General features: G+C 55.4%; 14 protein-coding genes. 8 read left to right on the forward strand and 6 right to left on the reverse strand.

Going from position 1 to position 13,721, the window contains the following annotated elements:
• Positions 1-26: 26 nt before the first annotated feature.
• The 3 genes from pat to trxC all read right to left on the reverse strand — a co-directional run bounded on the left by pat (position 27) and on the right by trxC (position 3,914).
• The gene (gene pat / locus MOQ06_RS04725; RefSeq protein WP_242171499.1) at positions 27-2,690 is read right to left on the reverse strand and encodes a protein lysine acetyltransferase; all 2,664 of its coding nucleotides are present in this window, start codon (positions 2,688-2,690) and stop codon (positions 27-29) included.
• Positions 2,691-2,725: 35 nt separating this feature from the next.
• Positions 2,726-3,424, reverse strand: coding sequence for a tRNA-uridine aminocarboxypropyltransferase (gene tapT / locus MOQ06_RS04730; protein ID WP_242171507.1), 699 nt, complete (start codon positions 3,422-3,424; stop codon positions 2,726-2,728).
• A gap of 70 nt (positions 3,425-3,494) precedes the next feature.
• Entirely contained in the window at positions 3,495-3,914 is a 420-nt protein-coding gene (trxC, locus tag MOQ06_RS04735; RefSeq protein WP_148420618.1) for a thioredoxin TrxC, read from the reverse strand.
• A gap of 204 nt (positions 3,915-4,118) precedes the next feature.
• Between trxC and MOQ06_RS04740 the strand changes: the two genes are divergently transcribed.
• On the forward strand, positions 4,119-5,204 hold the full coding sequence (locus MOQ06_RS04740; protein WP_242171516.1) for a tRNA/rRNA methyltransferase: 1,086 nt from the start codon (positions 4,119-4,121) through the stop codon (positions 5,202-5,204).
• A 48-nt stretch (positions 5,205-5,252) separates the two neighbouring features.
• On the opposite strand, the gene ung is transcribed toward MOQ06_RS04740, so the two are convergent.
• On the reverse strand, positions 5,253-5,942 hold the full coding sequence (gene ung / locus MOQ06_RS04745; protein ID WP_242171518.1) for a uracil-DNA glycosylase: 690 nt from the start codon (positions 5,940-5,942) through the stop codon (positions 5,253-5,255).
• Between the two features lie 315 nt (positions 5,943-6,257).
• On the opposite strand from ung, the gene grcA reads away from it, so the two are divergent.
• Positions 6,258-6,641, forward strand: a complete 384-nt coding sequence (gene grcA, locus MOQ06_RS04750; RefSeq protein WP_006176733.1) for an autonomous glycyl radical cofactor GrcA — start codon at positions 6,258-6,260, stop codon at positions 6,639-6,641.
• A 53-nt stretch (positions 6,642-6,694) separates the two neighbouring features.
• Here the strand turns inward: grcA and srmB are convergent, their stop codons facing one another.
• Positions 6,695-8,023 carry an ATP-dependent RNA helicase SrmB gene (srmB, locus tag MOQ06_RS04755; RefSeq protein ID WP_148420621.1) on the reverse strand — a complete coding sequence of 443 codons (1,329 nt, stop codon included), beginning with the start codon at positions 8,021-8,023 and terminating at the stop codon, positions 6,695-6,697.
• 132 nt (positions 8,024-8,155) lie between these two features.
• Here srmB and MOQ06_RS04760 point away from each other — a divergent pair, with 132 nt between their 5' ends.
• On the forward strand, positions 8,156-8,893 hold the full coding sequence (locus MOQ06_RS04760) for a tRNA1(Val) (adenine(37)-N6)-methyltransferase (protein ID WP_242171520.1): 738 nt from the start codon (positions 8,156-8,158) through the stop codon (positions 8,891-8,893).
• Here MOQ06_RS04760 and nadB read toward each other — a convergent pair.
• On the reverse strand, positions 8,878-10,497 hold the full coding sequence (nadB, locus tag MOQ06_RS04765) for an L-aspartate oxidase (RefSeq protein ID WP_242171522.1): 1,620 nt from the start codon (positions 10,495-10,497) through the stop codon (positions 8,878-8,880). The genes MOQ06_RS04760 and nadB overlap by 16 nt on opposite strands.
• 364 nt (positions 10,498-10,861) lie before the next feature.
• On the opposite strand from nadB, the gene rseD reads away from it, so the two are divergent.
• From rseD to rseC, 5 genes are read left to right on the forward strand one after another with little or no spacing between them, the layout of a single operon-like run.
• Positions 10,862-10,927 (forward strand): rpoE leader peptide RseD, encoded by a 66-nt coding sequence (rseD, locus tag MOQ06_RS04770; protein ID WP_227009630.1) that lies wholly within the window; start codon positions 10,862-10,864, stop codon positions 10,925-10,927.
• On the forward strand, positions 10,924-11,499 hold the full coding sequence (gene rpoE / locus MOQ06_RS04775) for an RNA polymerase sigma factor RpoE (RefSeq protein WP_006176728.1): 576 nt from the start codon (positions 10,924-10,926) through the stop codon (positions 11,497-11,499). The genes rseD and rpoE overlap by 4 nt, the downstream gene beginning before the upstream one ends.
• 31 nt (positions 11,500-11,530) lie before the next feature.
• Positions 11,531-12,181 carry an anti-sigma-E factor RseA gene (gene rseA, locus MOQ06_RS04780; RefSeq protein ID WP_148420624.1) on the forward strand — a complete coding sequence of 217 codons (651 nt, stop codon included), beginning with the start codon at positions 11,531-11,533 and terminating at the stop codon, positions 12,179-12,181.
• Positions 12,181-13,134 carry a sigma-E factor regulatory protein RseB gene (gene rseB / locus MOQ06_RS04785; RefSeq protein ID WP_148420625.1) on the forward strand — a complete coding sequence of 318 codons (954 nt, stop codon included), beginning with the start codon at positions 12,181-12,183 and terminating at the stop codon, positions 13,132-13,134. Before rseA ends, rseB begins: the two co-directional genes overlap by 1 nt.
• Complete coding sequence (gene rseC / locus MOQ06_RS04790) at positions 13,131-13,607, forward strand: SoxR-reducing system protein RseC (RefSeq protein ID WP_148420626.1); 477 nt, start codon at positions 13,131-13,133, stop codon at positions 13,605-13,607. Before rseB ends, rseC begins: the two co-directional genes overlap by 4 nt.
• Positions 13,608-13,721 lie beyond the last annotated feature (114 nt).

A 13,721-nucleotide genomic window follows, 5' to 3' on the forward strand; every position in this document is an offset into this window, starting at 1 on the left:
GAAAAGTGGGTAACATTTCCAGCAGCTTACTTCTGTTTATCCGTGGAACTCAGGCTGAGCGAAAGGGAGACGATGCCTTCATCCAGCTGGATATCAACGTCAAAACCAAGTTTCCGCGCCAGGGTCACCATGCCCCGATTGTTTGGCATAGTAATGCCATTCAGGCGTAACAATCCGTGATCGCGCGTATAGCCAATAAGCTTTTCGAGCAGCCGCCTGCCCAACCCCAAACCTTTAAGATCGGAACGCACCAGCACGGCAAACTCCGCATCCACGTTGTCCGGGTCGGAAATGGCGCGCGTCACGCCAAGTATTTCATCTCTTTGCCCGGAACGGCGCACTGCCACGAACGCCATTTCTCGATCGTAGTCGATCTGGGTCATATTGGCTAAATCATCGTGGGTAAATTCGTTGATTTCACTGAAATAGCGATAGTACAAATCTTCCTTTGTCACCTGCGAGATAAATTCCCGCAGCAGCGGCTCATCTTCCGGAAGGATAGGGCGAAACAGCGCCTGCTCGCCATTTTTCATCTCCACCCACTCTTCAAGCTGAAGAGGATAAGGACGGATGGCGAGACGGCTTTCCCGGTCTCCGACGAATGGCGCAATATCCAGCGTCACGTCCAGGGCAGTAAATTCATTCCCGGAGGCGAGGAGCGGGTGGATATCCAGGCGCTGGATCTCGGCGCAGTCGACAATCAGGTTAGAGACCTTCACCAGAAACTGACTTAACCCGGCGATATCAAGCGGCCTCAGGGCGCTTCGTCCGCGGATCTTTTTGCTTTTGATAGCCTGAATAATCAGATAACGCGCCAGGTTCATGTTAAGCGGCGGGAGAGCGACCACCGCCTGCTCTTCTGGACGCCATTCGACACCCCCTTCACCCAGCATAATAAGTGGACCAAAAACCGGATCGTGCTCCACAACTACCCGCAGTTCCTGCGCTCCCGCACGGTTAGCCATGCTCTGCACCAGCAGACCGTGGATCCTGGCCTGGGGCCATGTCATTTTAACGCGATCGATAATGGCGTCCGCAGCCTGCTGAACTTCCGTCGCGGTGCGCAGGTACAGCATCACGCCCTGAACATCTGACTTATGCGGAATATCGGGCGAGCGCAGCTTCAGCGCGACCGGATAGCCAATCTGTTCAGCGATATGCACCGCCTCAGCGCTATCGCTGGCAATCCAGGTTGGCAGGGTTTGCATTCCATAGCTGCCAAGAATGGGCTGCACCTCATGGGTATCAAGGGAAGTTGCGCCTTCTTCGATGGCCTGCTGCAACAGCCTGTGAACGTCCACGGAGTTTGCCGTCAGATTGCCCGGCAGGGCAGGCGTTTCACGCAGCTGCTTCTGGTTGCGCCGGTACTCAACCATATGCATAAACGCCGTAATGGTGCCCTCCGGAGTACGATAGGTTGGCAACCCGGCTTCACTAAACAGACGTCGCGCTTCCTGCGAGGAGAACTCGCCGCACCAGTTGGTCAGTAAGGTGACATATTTACCGCGTGGATGGTTTCGGACGGCCTCAATCAGCGCACGCGCGCTTTCGCTGCCCGGCGCGACCGCGCTGGGCGAATGGATAATCATGAGTGCATCAAAATCCTGACTATCCAGCAAAATCGATATCGCCTTTATGTAGCGGTCACTGCTGGCATCATCGCGTAAATCGAGCGGGTTACCGGGCGCAACGCTTCCCGGCAGTGCCTCACCCAGGCGCTGAAGCGTCTCTTCTCCCAGCGTTGCCAGCTTGCCGTTGCGCAGCCACAGCTCGTCCAGCGCCAGAGCGGCGGGAGCGGCACCGTTGCTGACGATCATCAGCTTCTCGCCGCGCAAGGGGCGCATGTGGCTTAATGTTTCGACGGCGGAAAAAAGCTCGTGCGTATCCTGTACCCGCAGCAGACCGGCGCGCTGGATGGCGGCATCCCAGGCGGGATCCATCCCGGAATGGGAATGCAGCAGGCGCTGGGCCGCAGGACTACGGCCGCTTTTGATGACCAGAATCGGTTTATTACGCGATGCGCTACGAGAGGCCGACACAAAGCGGCGGGCGTCGCTCAGGTGCTCAAGGTAGAGAAGAATAGCGCTGGTTTTGCTGTCGCGCGCCAGGAAATCCAGCAGCTCATCGACGTCAATATCCAGGCTGTCGCCGAGGGCGATGAAGTAGGAAAAGCCCATCTTCCGCTGTTGCGCCCAGTCGAGGATCGTATTGGATACGGCCGCCGACTGCGAAATAAAGGCCAGCTTGCCTTTGCGGATCGGAACCGGGGAAAAACTGGCATTCAGCCCTTGCCAGGGCGCAAGCAGGCCGAGGCTATTCGGGCCCAGGATGCGCATCTGGTAACGGCTGGCGCAGGCCAGCAGCTCAGGCTGCTGTTCAGGAGGCGATGAGAGAATAATACAGGTCTTGCAGCCTTTCTGGCCGAGCGATTCCAGCAGGTCGAGGTTTCGTCTGGCATTCGTACAGAGCACCGCGAGATCGGGAACAAAAGGTAAACTTTGCACGTCCGGCCACGCCAGCACGCCCTGTACCGCTTTATAGGCAGGGGTGACGGGCATCACCGGGCCGTTAAACCCGCCTGCCAGCAGGTTACGCATCATCAGATAGCCTGCGCGATCCGGCTTTATTGAAGCGCCAATAACGGCAATGGATTTCGGACGTAGTAGCGCTTCTAACCCTCTCTGGCTCATGCAGGCCTCCCGTGAATGCAAGCGACCTGATGATTTTAAACGCTTTCTGGCTCTGTTGCTGTGATACTGCCCTTATGAACGGTTTTTCCCGCAAGATAACGTTCGCGGAAGCAGGAGAAGTGGTTACCCAGCGCGCCTGCTGCCCGGGCGTCTCCCGCCAGGTCCAGAAGTGCAATGGCCACTTCGGCGGTACAGTATTGCCCGTCAGCATGGGCCTCACGCAGGCGATAGGCTGAAACGCGCGACAGATCGACGGAAATCACCGGCAGCGCGTCGAGATACGGACTTTTGCGAAACATCTTTCTCGCTTCCGTCCAGGTGCCGTCAAGCATGATGAACAGCGGCGGCTTACCGGATGGCGGTGCCGAAAGCACCTGGCGATGTTCGCCTGCATACGATGCGGGAAAAACGACCATTGGCTGATAGTCCGGGCTTGCCACCACGTCGAGCAGCGCCTGAGGTGGCTCGGTGCGTGACCACTGAAACGCGGCGGTGTCTGGCAAAATATCGGCGATCAGGCGGCCCGTATTGCTGGGCTTCATCGGTTCGGTATCGAACATGACCAGACAAAACCGGCTTCTCGCCGTACTCGGTGAAAGCGTTGCGCACAGGCAAACTTTCAGCGGCAACAGGCAGCGCTGGCAGCGGCGAATACGGTTGCCTCGTGCAAGAAAGGGGCGAGTTGCGCGCGCAAGGCGTTCGGCGCGTAGTTGAAGTACAGCGTTATCAGTCATGGGCGAAAGGGCAGGGAAAACCCCATTTTCGCAGAGGAGAGAACGGGGCACAAGATGTGCCCCGTTAATGTTACAGGGATTCGTTTAACCAGCTTTCAAACGGTGCTTTTGGCACGGCACCGTTAAGCATGTCGATCACTTCACCATTTTTGAAAATCATAATGGTGGGGATGCTGCGAATGCGGAAACGGGCGCTCAGTTCGCGCTCTGCTTCGGTATTCACTTTCACAAAACGCATTTTCCCGCTGCGCTCTTCAGCCACGTCCTCAAAGACTGGCGCAAAGTTACGGCAGGGGCCACACCACGGTGCCCAGAAATCGACCACAACAGGCAGATCGTCCTTGAGGAGTTTGTCCAGCGTAGCACCCGTCGCGTTAATCACCTCGCCGTCAAACAGTTCGTGACCACAACGCCCGCATTTGGCACCGTCATCCATCCGTTCGTCCGGAATGCGGTTTAAAGCCTGACAGTTGGCACATACGGTATTCATAACTAACCTCTGATAGAGCCGTGGAACAACGGCAAAACGCCGATAATGTTTCTGATATGTTACATATTATCAGTGAGCCTGTATGAAACGACAACGCGTTTTATTCGATGGGAACAATAGTCACAGGCTTTTGTACGAAATTATGGCTATGAGCTTGCACATCGGGTAATCTGCGCGCTTCGCGCAGCGCTGGTGGAGAAAAGCATGAACGACGAAATGAAAAACAAAAGCGGCAAGGTCAAAGTGATGTATGTCCGCAGTGATGATGACTCTGATAAACGCACCCAAAATCCGCGTACCGGAAAAGGTGGCGGGCGTCCGGCGTCTTCTCGTGCAGACGGTGGCCGTCGCCCCGCCCGCGATGACAGAAATAACCGCGGCGATGACCGCAAACGTGATGACCGCAAGCGCGACGATCGCAAACGCGATGATTATGTCCGCGACGGCGCATCCCCATGGCGCACCGTTTCGCGCGCGCCGGGTGAAGAGGCTCCTGAAAAAGCCGATCACGGCGGTATCAGCGGTAAAAGCTTTATCGATCCGGAAATGCTGCGTCGTCAGCGCGCGGAAGAGACCCGCGTTTACGGCGAGAACGCCTGTCAGGCCCTGTTCCAGAGCCGCCCGGAATGTATCGTTCGCGCATGGTTTATCCAGAGCGTGACCCCGCGCTTTAAAGAAGCGCTGCGCTGGATGGCGGCGAACCGCAAAGCCTATCATGTGGTTGACGATGCCGAGCTGACAAAAGCGTCGGGTACCGAACACCACGGCGGCGTTTGCTTCCTGATCAAAAAACGTAACGGCACCACCGTTGAGCAGTGGGTCAGCCAGGCGGATGCCGATGACTGCGTGCTGGCGCTGGAGGACGTGGGCAACCCGCATAACCTGGGTGCCATGATGCGCAGCTGCGCGCACTTTGGCGTGAAAGGCGTACTGTTGCAGGATGCCGCGCTGCTGGAGTCCGGTGCGGCAATCCGTACTGCGGAAGGCGGTGCCGAGCATGTTCAGCCGATCACCGGCGACAGCGTGCTGGATGCACTTGAGCAGTTCCGTAAAGCGGGCTACACCATTGTCACCACCTCAAGCCGTGCCGCTACGCCGCTGTTCAAAGCAACGCTGCCGCGTAAAATGGTGCTGGTGTTAGGTCAGGAGCGCGATGGTCTGTCTGATGCGGCACTCTCCAGCGCGGATCTGAGCGTCTCTATCGACGGGACAGGCAACGTTGAAAGCCTGAACGTATCCGTTGCGACTGGCGTGCTGCTGGCGGAATGGTGGCGTCAGAATAAAGCATAAGCATTTGTACTTATTGAATGCCCGGTCCACCGGGCATTCAAACTCAAATTACTCACTTTCTGCCGGTAACACAGGCATCCAGTCAATTGGCTTTTCGCCACGCTTTTCCAGCCACTCATTCGTCAGAACAAAATGATTACTGCCAAAGAAACCGCGGTGTGCAGACAGCGGCGACGGGTGCGGTGCCTTCAGAACGTGATGTCGCTGACGATCGATAATCGCCCCTTTCTTCTGCGCATGCGAACCCCAGAGTAAAAATACGACGCCTTCTCGGTGCTCATTAATCAGGCTGATTACCTTATCGGTAAACGTTTCCCATCCCAGGCTGGCGTGAGAGTGTGCCTGACCCGCCCGAACGGTTAACACGGTATTCAGCAGCAGCACGCCCTGGCGCGCCCAGCTTTCAAGGTAACCATGAGTAGGGCGGGTAAAGCCGGGGATCGTTCCTTCCAGCTCTTTATACATATTCAGCAGAGAAGGGGGGATAGCCGCGCCAGGGCGAACGGAGAAAGCCAGTCCGTGAGCCTGACCGGGGCCGTGGTAAGGATCCTGTCCCAGAATAACCACCTTCACATCGCTCAGTTCGGTGTAGCGAAAGGCGTTAAACACATCCTTCTGCGGCGGATAAATTGTCTGTCCGGCCTGCCGTTCAGCCGCAACGGTGCTGAGGGTCTGGATAAAATAGGGCTGCTGCTTCTCTTCTGCCAGCACGTCATGCCAGGTTAAAGGTGTGGTCATCTCGCTCTCCTGCGAATTTCATTCTGTGCCTAGCTTACCTGCTAAAGCCCGGTGAGCAAAATTACGCGCTGAAAAGTGGGCTAACTGGCTAAATTTATTTTAGAAAAGAGGCGGGGTAAGTTGAATTGGTAAGATGTGAAAATTGATCTGAAGCAATAAATCCTGACCACACTCTTTATGTGGTTAGTGTTTTTGTTGATTTAAATCAATAAATCGCCCGGGGCTGAATGTTATATATACACACAACGAACAATGGTTTTACCAATTGGCCGCAAAAGGCCAGCATCAGTTAATGTAGCCTAAGGGAGGCAACACATGATTACAGGTATCCAGATTACTAAAGCTGCAAACGACGACCTGCTGAACTCTTTCTGGCTGCTGGACAGCGAGAAAAACGAAGCGCGCTGTGTAGTAGCGAAAGCTGGTTTTGCGGAAGACGAAATCGTTCCGGTTAACAAGCTGGGCGAAATTGAATACCGTGAAATTCCAATGGAAGTGCAGCCAGAAGTGCGCGTTGAAGGCGGTCAGCATCTGAACGTTAACGTCCTGCGTCGCGAAACGCTGATGGATGCCGTTGAGCACCCTGAAAAATACCCACAGCTGACCATCCGCGTGTCTGGCTATGCGGTACGTTTCAACTCTCTGACCCCGGAACAGCAGCGCGACGTTATCGCCCGTACCTTTACTGAAAGCCTGTAAGGCTTCAGCCACGGGGGTGGAATAAAAAAGCCGGGACATGTCCCGGCTTTTTTTTACTCTTCAGTTTTTGTCTCTGGCGCAGCAGAGCTTGGCTTACGGCGCTTACCAATGTTTTTGGTATCGCGGTGGCGCTGCTTCACGCGCGGCTTCTCTTTTTCTTTCTCTTTTCTTTCTGCACGTTTCGCGAGCGCTTTCTTGGACGGTTTACCCGTCATTTTTTCACTCGGTGCACGCGTGGTCGGACGAAGCCCGTCAATGACGCGAGCTTTCAGCGGCTCATCAACGTAGCGGCCAATTTTCTGCAACAGCAGATGGTCGTGCGCTTCTACAAGAGAAATGGCAATACCTTTGCGGCCCGCACGACCGGTACGGCCAATACGGTGCAGGTAGGTATCACCGCTGCGCGGCATGTCGAAGTTGATCACGTGGCTCACGTCCGGGATGTCGATCCCGCGTGCGGCAACGTCGGTGGCAACCAGCACGTTCACGCGACCATCGGTCAGGCGCTTAATCCCTTCGGTACGCTTAACCTGCGCCATTTCCCCTTCGAGATAGCAGTTATTGATGCCAGCGTTGCGCAGCATTTCAGCCAGCTCGTGCACGCGCTCGCGTTTACGTACGAATACGATGCTACGGGTCGCGTCTTCCTGCTTCAGCAGGTGTTTAAGCAATTCAACCTTGTGTTCAAGATTGTCCGCACGGTAGTACCACTGGTGGATCTTCTTACGCTCACGCGTCGATGGCGTGGCGGACACTTCCACCGGATCTTCCAGCAGACGTTCGGCGAAATCTTTAATGGCATCCCCTTCAAGGGTTGCCGAGAACAGCATGGTCTGGTTACGCCAGCGCGTTTCACCCGCGATGTGTTCGATATCCTGCGCAAAGCCCATGTCCAGCATGCGGTCGGCTTCGTCGAGGATTAACGTTTCAACCGCGCGGCAGTCGAAGTTCTCTTCTTTGATGTATTGCAGCAGGCGGCCGGTCGTCGCAACAACAATATCCTGGTTTTCGCTGAACACTTCGGCGTGGTTCATGTACGCAACGCCGCCGGTGATGGTGGCGATATCCAGATGGGTGTTCGCCGCCAGTTCACGCGCGTGTTCTGCAACCTGCATCGCCAGTTCACGGGTCGGCGTCAGGATCAAAATACGCGGCGGGCCGGATTTTTTACGCGGAAAATCGAGCAAATGCTGCAACACAGGCAGCAAGTAGGCTGCTGTCTTCCCCGTGCCGGTTGGCGCAGAACCGAGCACATCGCGGCCCTCAAGCGCAGGCGGAATGGCCGCGGCCTGAATGGCGGTCGGGCGTGTAAAGCCTTTGCTCTCAAGTGCATTGAGCAGGCTTTCATCGAGTTCAAGTTCGGAAAAAGTCGTTACAGTCATGTTCTACCTCTGTGTGGGGCGCTGATTATAGACGTTACGGCTGTAATCTTCATCTGTTTGTATGGATATCGCTTTTCGACCACTTCGCTTTCCCCTATGCTACTCCAGTTTCACTCAGAAGGTTGCCCTGACATGTCTCAACTCAAAGCGCAGCTGCGCCGCGATGGCTTTACGTTTAAACAATTTTTTGTAGCGCACGATCGCTGTGCGATGAAGGTCGGTACAGACGGTATTTTACTGGGCGCATGGGCACCTGTCGCAGGTGTAAAGCGCATTCTGGATATTGGTACGGGCAGCGGACTGCAGGCGCTGATGCTTGCACAGCGAACCGAAGAACACGTCACGATCGATGCCGTTGAGCTTGATCCTCAGGCGGCGGCGCAGGCAGGAGAAAATGCCGCTGAATCGCCGTGGGCTGACCGCGTCAGGGTTATCTGTGCTGATGTCCTGGCCTGGGCGCCAGAGCAGACGGCGCGTTACGATTTAATTGTCAGCAACCCGCCGTATTTCGAGCCGGGCGTGGAGTGTGGAACGCCGGAGCGCGAGCAGGCACGGTACACCGCTTCGCTCGATCACAAGGCGCTGCTGACCAGCGCGGCTGAGCTAATCTCGGAAGAGGGATTTTTCTGCGTGGTATTGCCGGAAAGCACGGGCAATACGTTTATTGAGATAGCTCGCGAGATCGGCTGGAAACTGCGGCTGCGTACCGATATTTCGGATACGGAAGGCCGCTTGCCGCATCGCGTGCTGCTGGCGCTTTCGCCAAAAGAGGGGGAGTGCTTTATCGACAGGATGGTCATTCGCGGGCCAGACCAGCGCTATTCCGAAGATTACACTGCCCTGACCCAGGCCTTTTATCTGTTTATGTGAACCTGCGGCGATAATACCGACGGGCCGGACGTTTCCAGCTGGTCGGGATAATCCAGGGTGTAATGCAGACCCCGGCTCTCTTTACGCATCATCGCGCAGCGCACAATCAGCTCGGCAACCTGCACGAGATTGCGCAGTTCCAGCAGGTTATTGGAGACGCGGAAGTTGGCGTAATAGTCATCAATTTCCTGCTGCAGCATCATGATGCGCCGTAACGCGCGCTCCAGACGCTTCGTCGTGCGTACAATCCCAACATAATCCCACATAAAAAGCCGCAGCTCGTGCCAGTTATGCTGGATAACCACCAGTTCGTCCGGGTTTTCTACCCGGCTTTCATCCCATGCCGGCAAGTGCGTTGTCGGACGCGCATAAGGCATGCGTCTGGTAATGTCTTCCGCAGCAGACCATCCGTACACCAGACACTCCAGCAGCGAGTTTGATGCCATGCGGTTTGCGCCGTGCAGGCCGGTATAGCTGACCTCGCCAATCGCGTACAGACCATCCACGTCGGTTCGACCATGGTCGTCAACCATCACCCCGCCGCAGGTGTAGTGGGCCGCGGGCACAATCGGTACCGGATCGCGGGTCAAATCAATGCCCAGGCCCAGCAGCTTTTCATAAATCATCGGGAAGTGCTGGCGAATAAAGTCTGCCGGCTTGTGGCTAATATCCAGATACATACAGTCCACGCCAAGACGCTTCATCTCGTGGTCAATGGCCCGGGCCACGATATCGCGCGGTGCCAGTTCACCTCTGGCATCAAAATCCGGCATAAACCGGGTACCATCGGGGCGTTTCAGGTATGCGCCTTCGCCGCGAAGCGCCTCCGTCAGGAGGAAGTTTCGCGCCTGGGGATGGAACAGGGCAGTAGGATGGAACTGATTGAACTCCAGGTTCGCCACGCGGCAGCCCGCGCGCCAGGCCATGGCGATACCGTCTCCGGAGGCGATATCCGGGTTAGTCGTATATTGATAAACCTTCGAGGCTCCGCCGGTCGCCAGCACGACGGCTTTCGCCTGACAGGTTTCCACCTTCTCTTTATTGCGATTCCATACCCAGGCGCCCACAACCCGACGCGTACCGGGCAGGCCAATCTTGTCGGATATGATCAGGTCAACGGCGTTGCTGCGCTCCAGCACGCGAATATTGGGATGGCTGAGCGCTTTGCTGACCAGCGTCGTTTCCACCGCTTTTCCGGTTGCATCCGCTGCGTGCAAAATACGGCGATGGCTGTGTCCGCCTTCTCGTGTCAGGTGATAGCTCGCTTCACCGTTAGGCTGAACCTGCGTATCGAACAGCACGCCCTGGTCAATGAGCCACTGCACGCAGTGGCGGGCATTGCTGGCGACGAATTCTGCGGCATGCCTATCCACGATCCCGGCACCGGCAACCAGGGTGTCTTCAACGTGTGAGGCGATGCTGTCAGCCTCATCAAACACGGCTGCAATACCGCCCTGAGCATAAAAGGTGGACCCTTCGCTCATCGGCCCTTTACTCAGCACGATTACGTTTTGATGTTCCGCCAGGCGCAGCGCGAGAGAAAGGCCGGCAGCACCGCTACCGATGATCAGTACATCACAATGAAGTTCAGGCGTAGTATTCATGATGTTTGTTTAATTTACTAAACATGGTTTGGGCAGAATAGCATTGTGATGCGAGATGTCGCACGTTTTTTTTAAAGCGTGTTGCAATGACTAAACGAAAGGCACGAAGTTAAATAAGCACTAAATACCAGGAAATATTTTGCGAAGCAGGTCGTTAGCTTCAGATTTTGTGGTGAAATAAAGCCTGTGTTGCGTTACTCTTCTGACGATAAAGTTGATGATTCTTGTCAGAAAGTGGGTGCGTATCGTGAACAGACTTATAATGAGAGAAAATGAACGGTCTGCGGCGCGATGAACAAAAACAAAGGCGTAACGGAACTTATTGAAGAACATACACTCTAATTCGGTGCTTGCTCAAAGTGCAATGTTGTTAGAGTGGCGTTTCGATAACGCGTGGAATTTAGGTTTGGGGAGACATTACCTCGGATGAGCGAGCAGTTAACGGACCAGGTCCTGGTTGAACGGGTCCAGAAGGGAGATCAGAAAGCCTTTAACCTACTGGTGGTGCGCTACCAGCATAAGGTGGCGAGTCTGGTTTCCCGCTATGTACCGTCAGGCGATGTGCCTGATGTTGTACAAGAGTCTTTTATTAAGGCCTATCGCGCGCTGGATTCATTCCGGGGGGATAGTGCTTTTTACACCTGGCTGTATCGTATTGCTGTCAATACGGCTAAGAATTATTTGGTTGCTCAGGGGCGTCGTCCACCGTCAAGCGATGTCGATGCTATCGACGCTGAAAATTTCGAAAGTGGCGGCGCGCTGAAAGAAATTTCGAACCCTGAGAACTTAATGTTGTCAGAAGAACTGAGACAAATCGTTTTTCGCACGATCGAGTCGCTCCCGGAAGATTTACGCATGGCAATTACGTTACGGGAGCTGGATGGCCTAAGCTATGAAGAGATAGCCGCCATCATGGATTGTCCGGTCGGCACGGTTCGTTCACGAATTTTCCGTGCGCGAGAAGCCATTGATAATAAAGTTCAACCGCTTATCAGGCGTTGACGATAGCGGGATACTGGAAAAGGTATTAGGCATGCAGAAAGAAAAACTTTCCGCTTTAATGGATGGTGAAACGCTGGATAGTGAGCTGCTCAATGAGTTGTCTCATTCTCCCGAAATGCAACAGACCTGGGAGAGCTATCATCTTATCCGCGACACGATGCGTGGTGATACCAGCGAGGTTCTCCATTTCGATATCTCAGCACGCGTAATGGCGGCCATTGAGAACGAACCTGTTCATCAGACCACGCCGCTGATTCCTGAAGCGCAGCCTGCACCACACCAGTGGCAAAAAATGCCGTTCTGGCACAAGGTGCGTCCGTGGGCCAGCCAGCTCACCCAGATGGGTGTCGCGGCGTGCGTATCGCTTGCAGTTATCGTTGGCGTCCAGCACTATAATACTCAGTCTGAAGCCAGTCAGCAGCCTGAAGCGCCAGTGTTCAATACGCTGCCGATGATGGGTAAAGCCAGCCCGGTTAGCCTGGGCGTGCCGGCAGATGCGTCCGCAAGCGGCGGTCAGCAACAGCAGGTACAGGAGCAGCGTCGTCGCATTAATGCGATGTTGCAGGATTACGAGCTGCAGCGTCGTCTGCACTCCGAGCAGCTTCAGTTTGAGCAGGCCCAAACCCAGCAGGCTGCTGTGCAGGTGCCAGGAAACCAAACTTTAGGAACGCAATCGCAGTAATGAAGCAACTTTGGTTCGCCATGTCTTTGATGGCGGGTAGCCTGTTCTTCTCTGCCAACGCCTCGGCTGATGTTTCATCCGGGGCGTTGTTGCAGCAAATGAATCTGGCCAGCCAGTCACTCAACTACGAGTTGGCATTTATCAGCATCAATAAGCAGGGTGTCGAGTCGTTACGCTATCGCCACGCCCGCCTTGATAATCAGCCGCTCGCCCAGCTTTTACAGATGGATGGCCCGCGTCGGGAAGTGGTCCAGCGTGGGAATGAAATCAGCTATTTCGAGCCGGGCCTTGAGCCGTTTACGCTCAATGGCGACTACATCGTTGACTCCCTGCCGTCGCTTATTTATACCGATTTCAAACGTCTCGCCCCTTACTATGACTTTATCTCAGTAGGGCGCACGCGCATTGCTGACAGGCTGTGCGAAGTGATTCGCGTTGTCGCGAGGGATGGTACGCGCTACAGCTATATCGTCTGGATCGATGCGGAGACAAAACTGCCGATGCGCGTCGATCTGCTCGATCGCGACGGTGAAACGCTGGAACAGTTCCGCGTGATCTCTTTCGACGTAAACACGCAGGTCGGCAACAGCATGCAGAATCTGGCCAAGGCCAGCCTGCCGCCGTTGCTTTCCGTACCTGCCGGCGATTCAGTCAATTTCAACTGGGTACCCTCCTGGATCCCGCAAGGCTTTAGCGAAGTGTCCAGCAGCCGTCGCCAGTTACCTACCATTGAAACCCCGGTTGAGTCGCGACTCTATTCCGACGGTCTGTTCAGCTTCTCGGTGAACATTAACCGCGCCACGGCCAACAGCTCCGAGCAAATGCTCCGAACCGGACGCCGGACGGTCAGTACGACGGTGCGTGACGGTGCAGAAATTACCATTGTCGGCGAGTTACCGCCGCAAACGGCAAAACGCATTTCAGACAGCATTAAGTTCAGGGCTGCGCAATGATTAAAGAGTGGGCCACGGTAGTATCCTGGCAGGATGGGGTTGCGCTGGTCAGCTGTGACGTTAAAGCGTCATGCAACAGCTGCGCGTCGCGAGCCGGTTGCGGCAGCCGCGTGCTGAATAAGCTGGGGCCGCAGACGTCGCACACTATTGCTGTGCCGAGCGAGCAGCCGCTGGTGGCAGGGCAGAAAGTGGAGCTGGGCATCGCTGAAGGCAGCCTGCTCACCTCTGCCATGCTGGTTTACCTTTCTCCGCTGATTGGCCTGTTCGTCATGGGCGGCGTTTTCCAGATGCTCTTTGGCACCGATTTGGCCGCCATGTGCGGTGCCGCTTTAGGCGGCGTGGGGGGTTTTTGGCTTGCAAAAGGCGTTTCCCCGAGGCTTGCCGCCCGGGAAGCGTGGCAGCCCGTCATCCTCAGCGTTGGGCTGGAACCCAACCAGCTTCGCGTTGAGACGCTCTCTTCTGAGGCCCGGTGATCTGCCGGGCTTTATTATTATTTACACCCCGATAAAGAAAACCTCGTCTCTACGCGCTATACCTGGCTCTAAGTGCATTTCCAGCGGACGAGGATGTAGTGTAGAATGCTGCGT

The sequence above is a fragment of the Enterobacter sp. I4 genome (genome assembly GCF_022669095.1).
Classification (GTDB): Bacteria; Pseudomonadota; Gammaproteobacteria; order Enterobacterales; family Enterobacteriaceae; genus Enterobacter; species Enterobacter pasteurii.

Excerpts from the sequence above, each read along its gene's own strand:
- pat (WP_242171499.1), bottom strand. The coding sequence starts at position 2,690 with ATGAGCCAGAGAGGGTTAGAAGCGCTACTACGTCCGAAATCCATTGCC.
- tapT (WP_242171507.1), bottom strand. The coding sequence starts at position 3,424 with ATGACTGATAACGCTGTACTTCAACTACGCGCCGAACGCCTTGCGCGC.
- trxC (WP_148420618.1), bottom strand. The coding sequence starts at position 3,914 with ATGAATACCGTATGTGCCAACTGTCAGGCTTTAAACCGCATTCCGGAC.
- MOQ06_RS04740 (WP_242171516.1), top strand. The coding sequence starts at position 4,119 with ATGAACGACGAAATGAAAAACAAAAGCGGCAAGGTCAAAGTGATGTAT.
- ung (WP_242171518.1), bottom strand. The coding sequence starts at position 5,942 with ATGACCACACCTTTAACCTGGCATGACGTGCTGGCAGAAGAGAAGCAG.
- grcA (WP_006176733.1), top strand. The coding sequence starts at position 6,258 with ATGATTACAGGTATCCAGATTACTAAAGCTGCAAACGACGACCTGCTG.
- srmB (WP_148420621.1), bottom strand. The coding sequence starts at position 8,023 with ATGACTGTAACGACTTTTTCCGAACTTGAACTCGATGAAAGCCTGCTC.
- MOQ06_RS04760 (WP_242171520.1), top strand. The coding sequence starts at position 8,156 with ATGTCTCAACTCAAAGCGCAGCTGCGCCGCGATGGCTTTACGTTTAAA.
- nadB (WP_242171522.1), bottom strand. The coding sequence starts at position 10,497 with ATGAATACTACGCCTGAACTTCATTGTGATGTACTGATCATCGGTAGC.
- rpoE (WP_006176728.1), top strand. The coding sequence starts at position 10,924 with ATGAGCGAGCAGTTAACGGACCAGGTCCTGGTTGAACGGGTCCAGAAG.
- rseA (WP_148420624.1), top strand. The coding sequence starts at position 11,531 with ATGCAGAAAGAAAAACTTTCCGCTTTAATGGATGGTGAAACGCTGGAT.
- rseB (WP_148420625.1), top strand. The coding sequence starts at position 12,181 with ATGAAGCAACTTTGGTTCGCCATGTCTTTGATGGCGGGTAGCCTGTTC.
- rseC (WP_148420626.1), top strand. The coding sequence starts at position 13,131 with ATGATTAAAGAGTGGGCCACGGTAGTATCCTGGCAGGATGGGGTTGCG.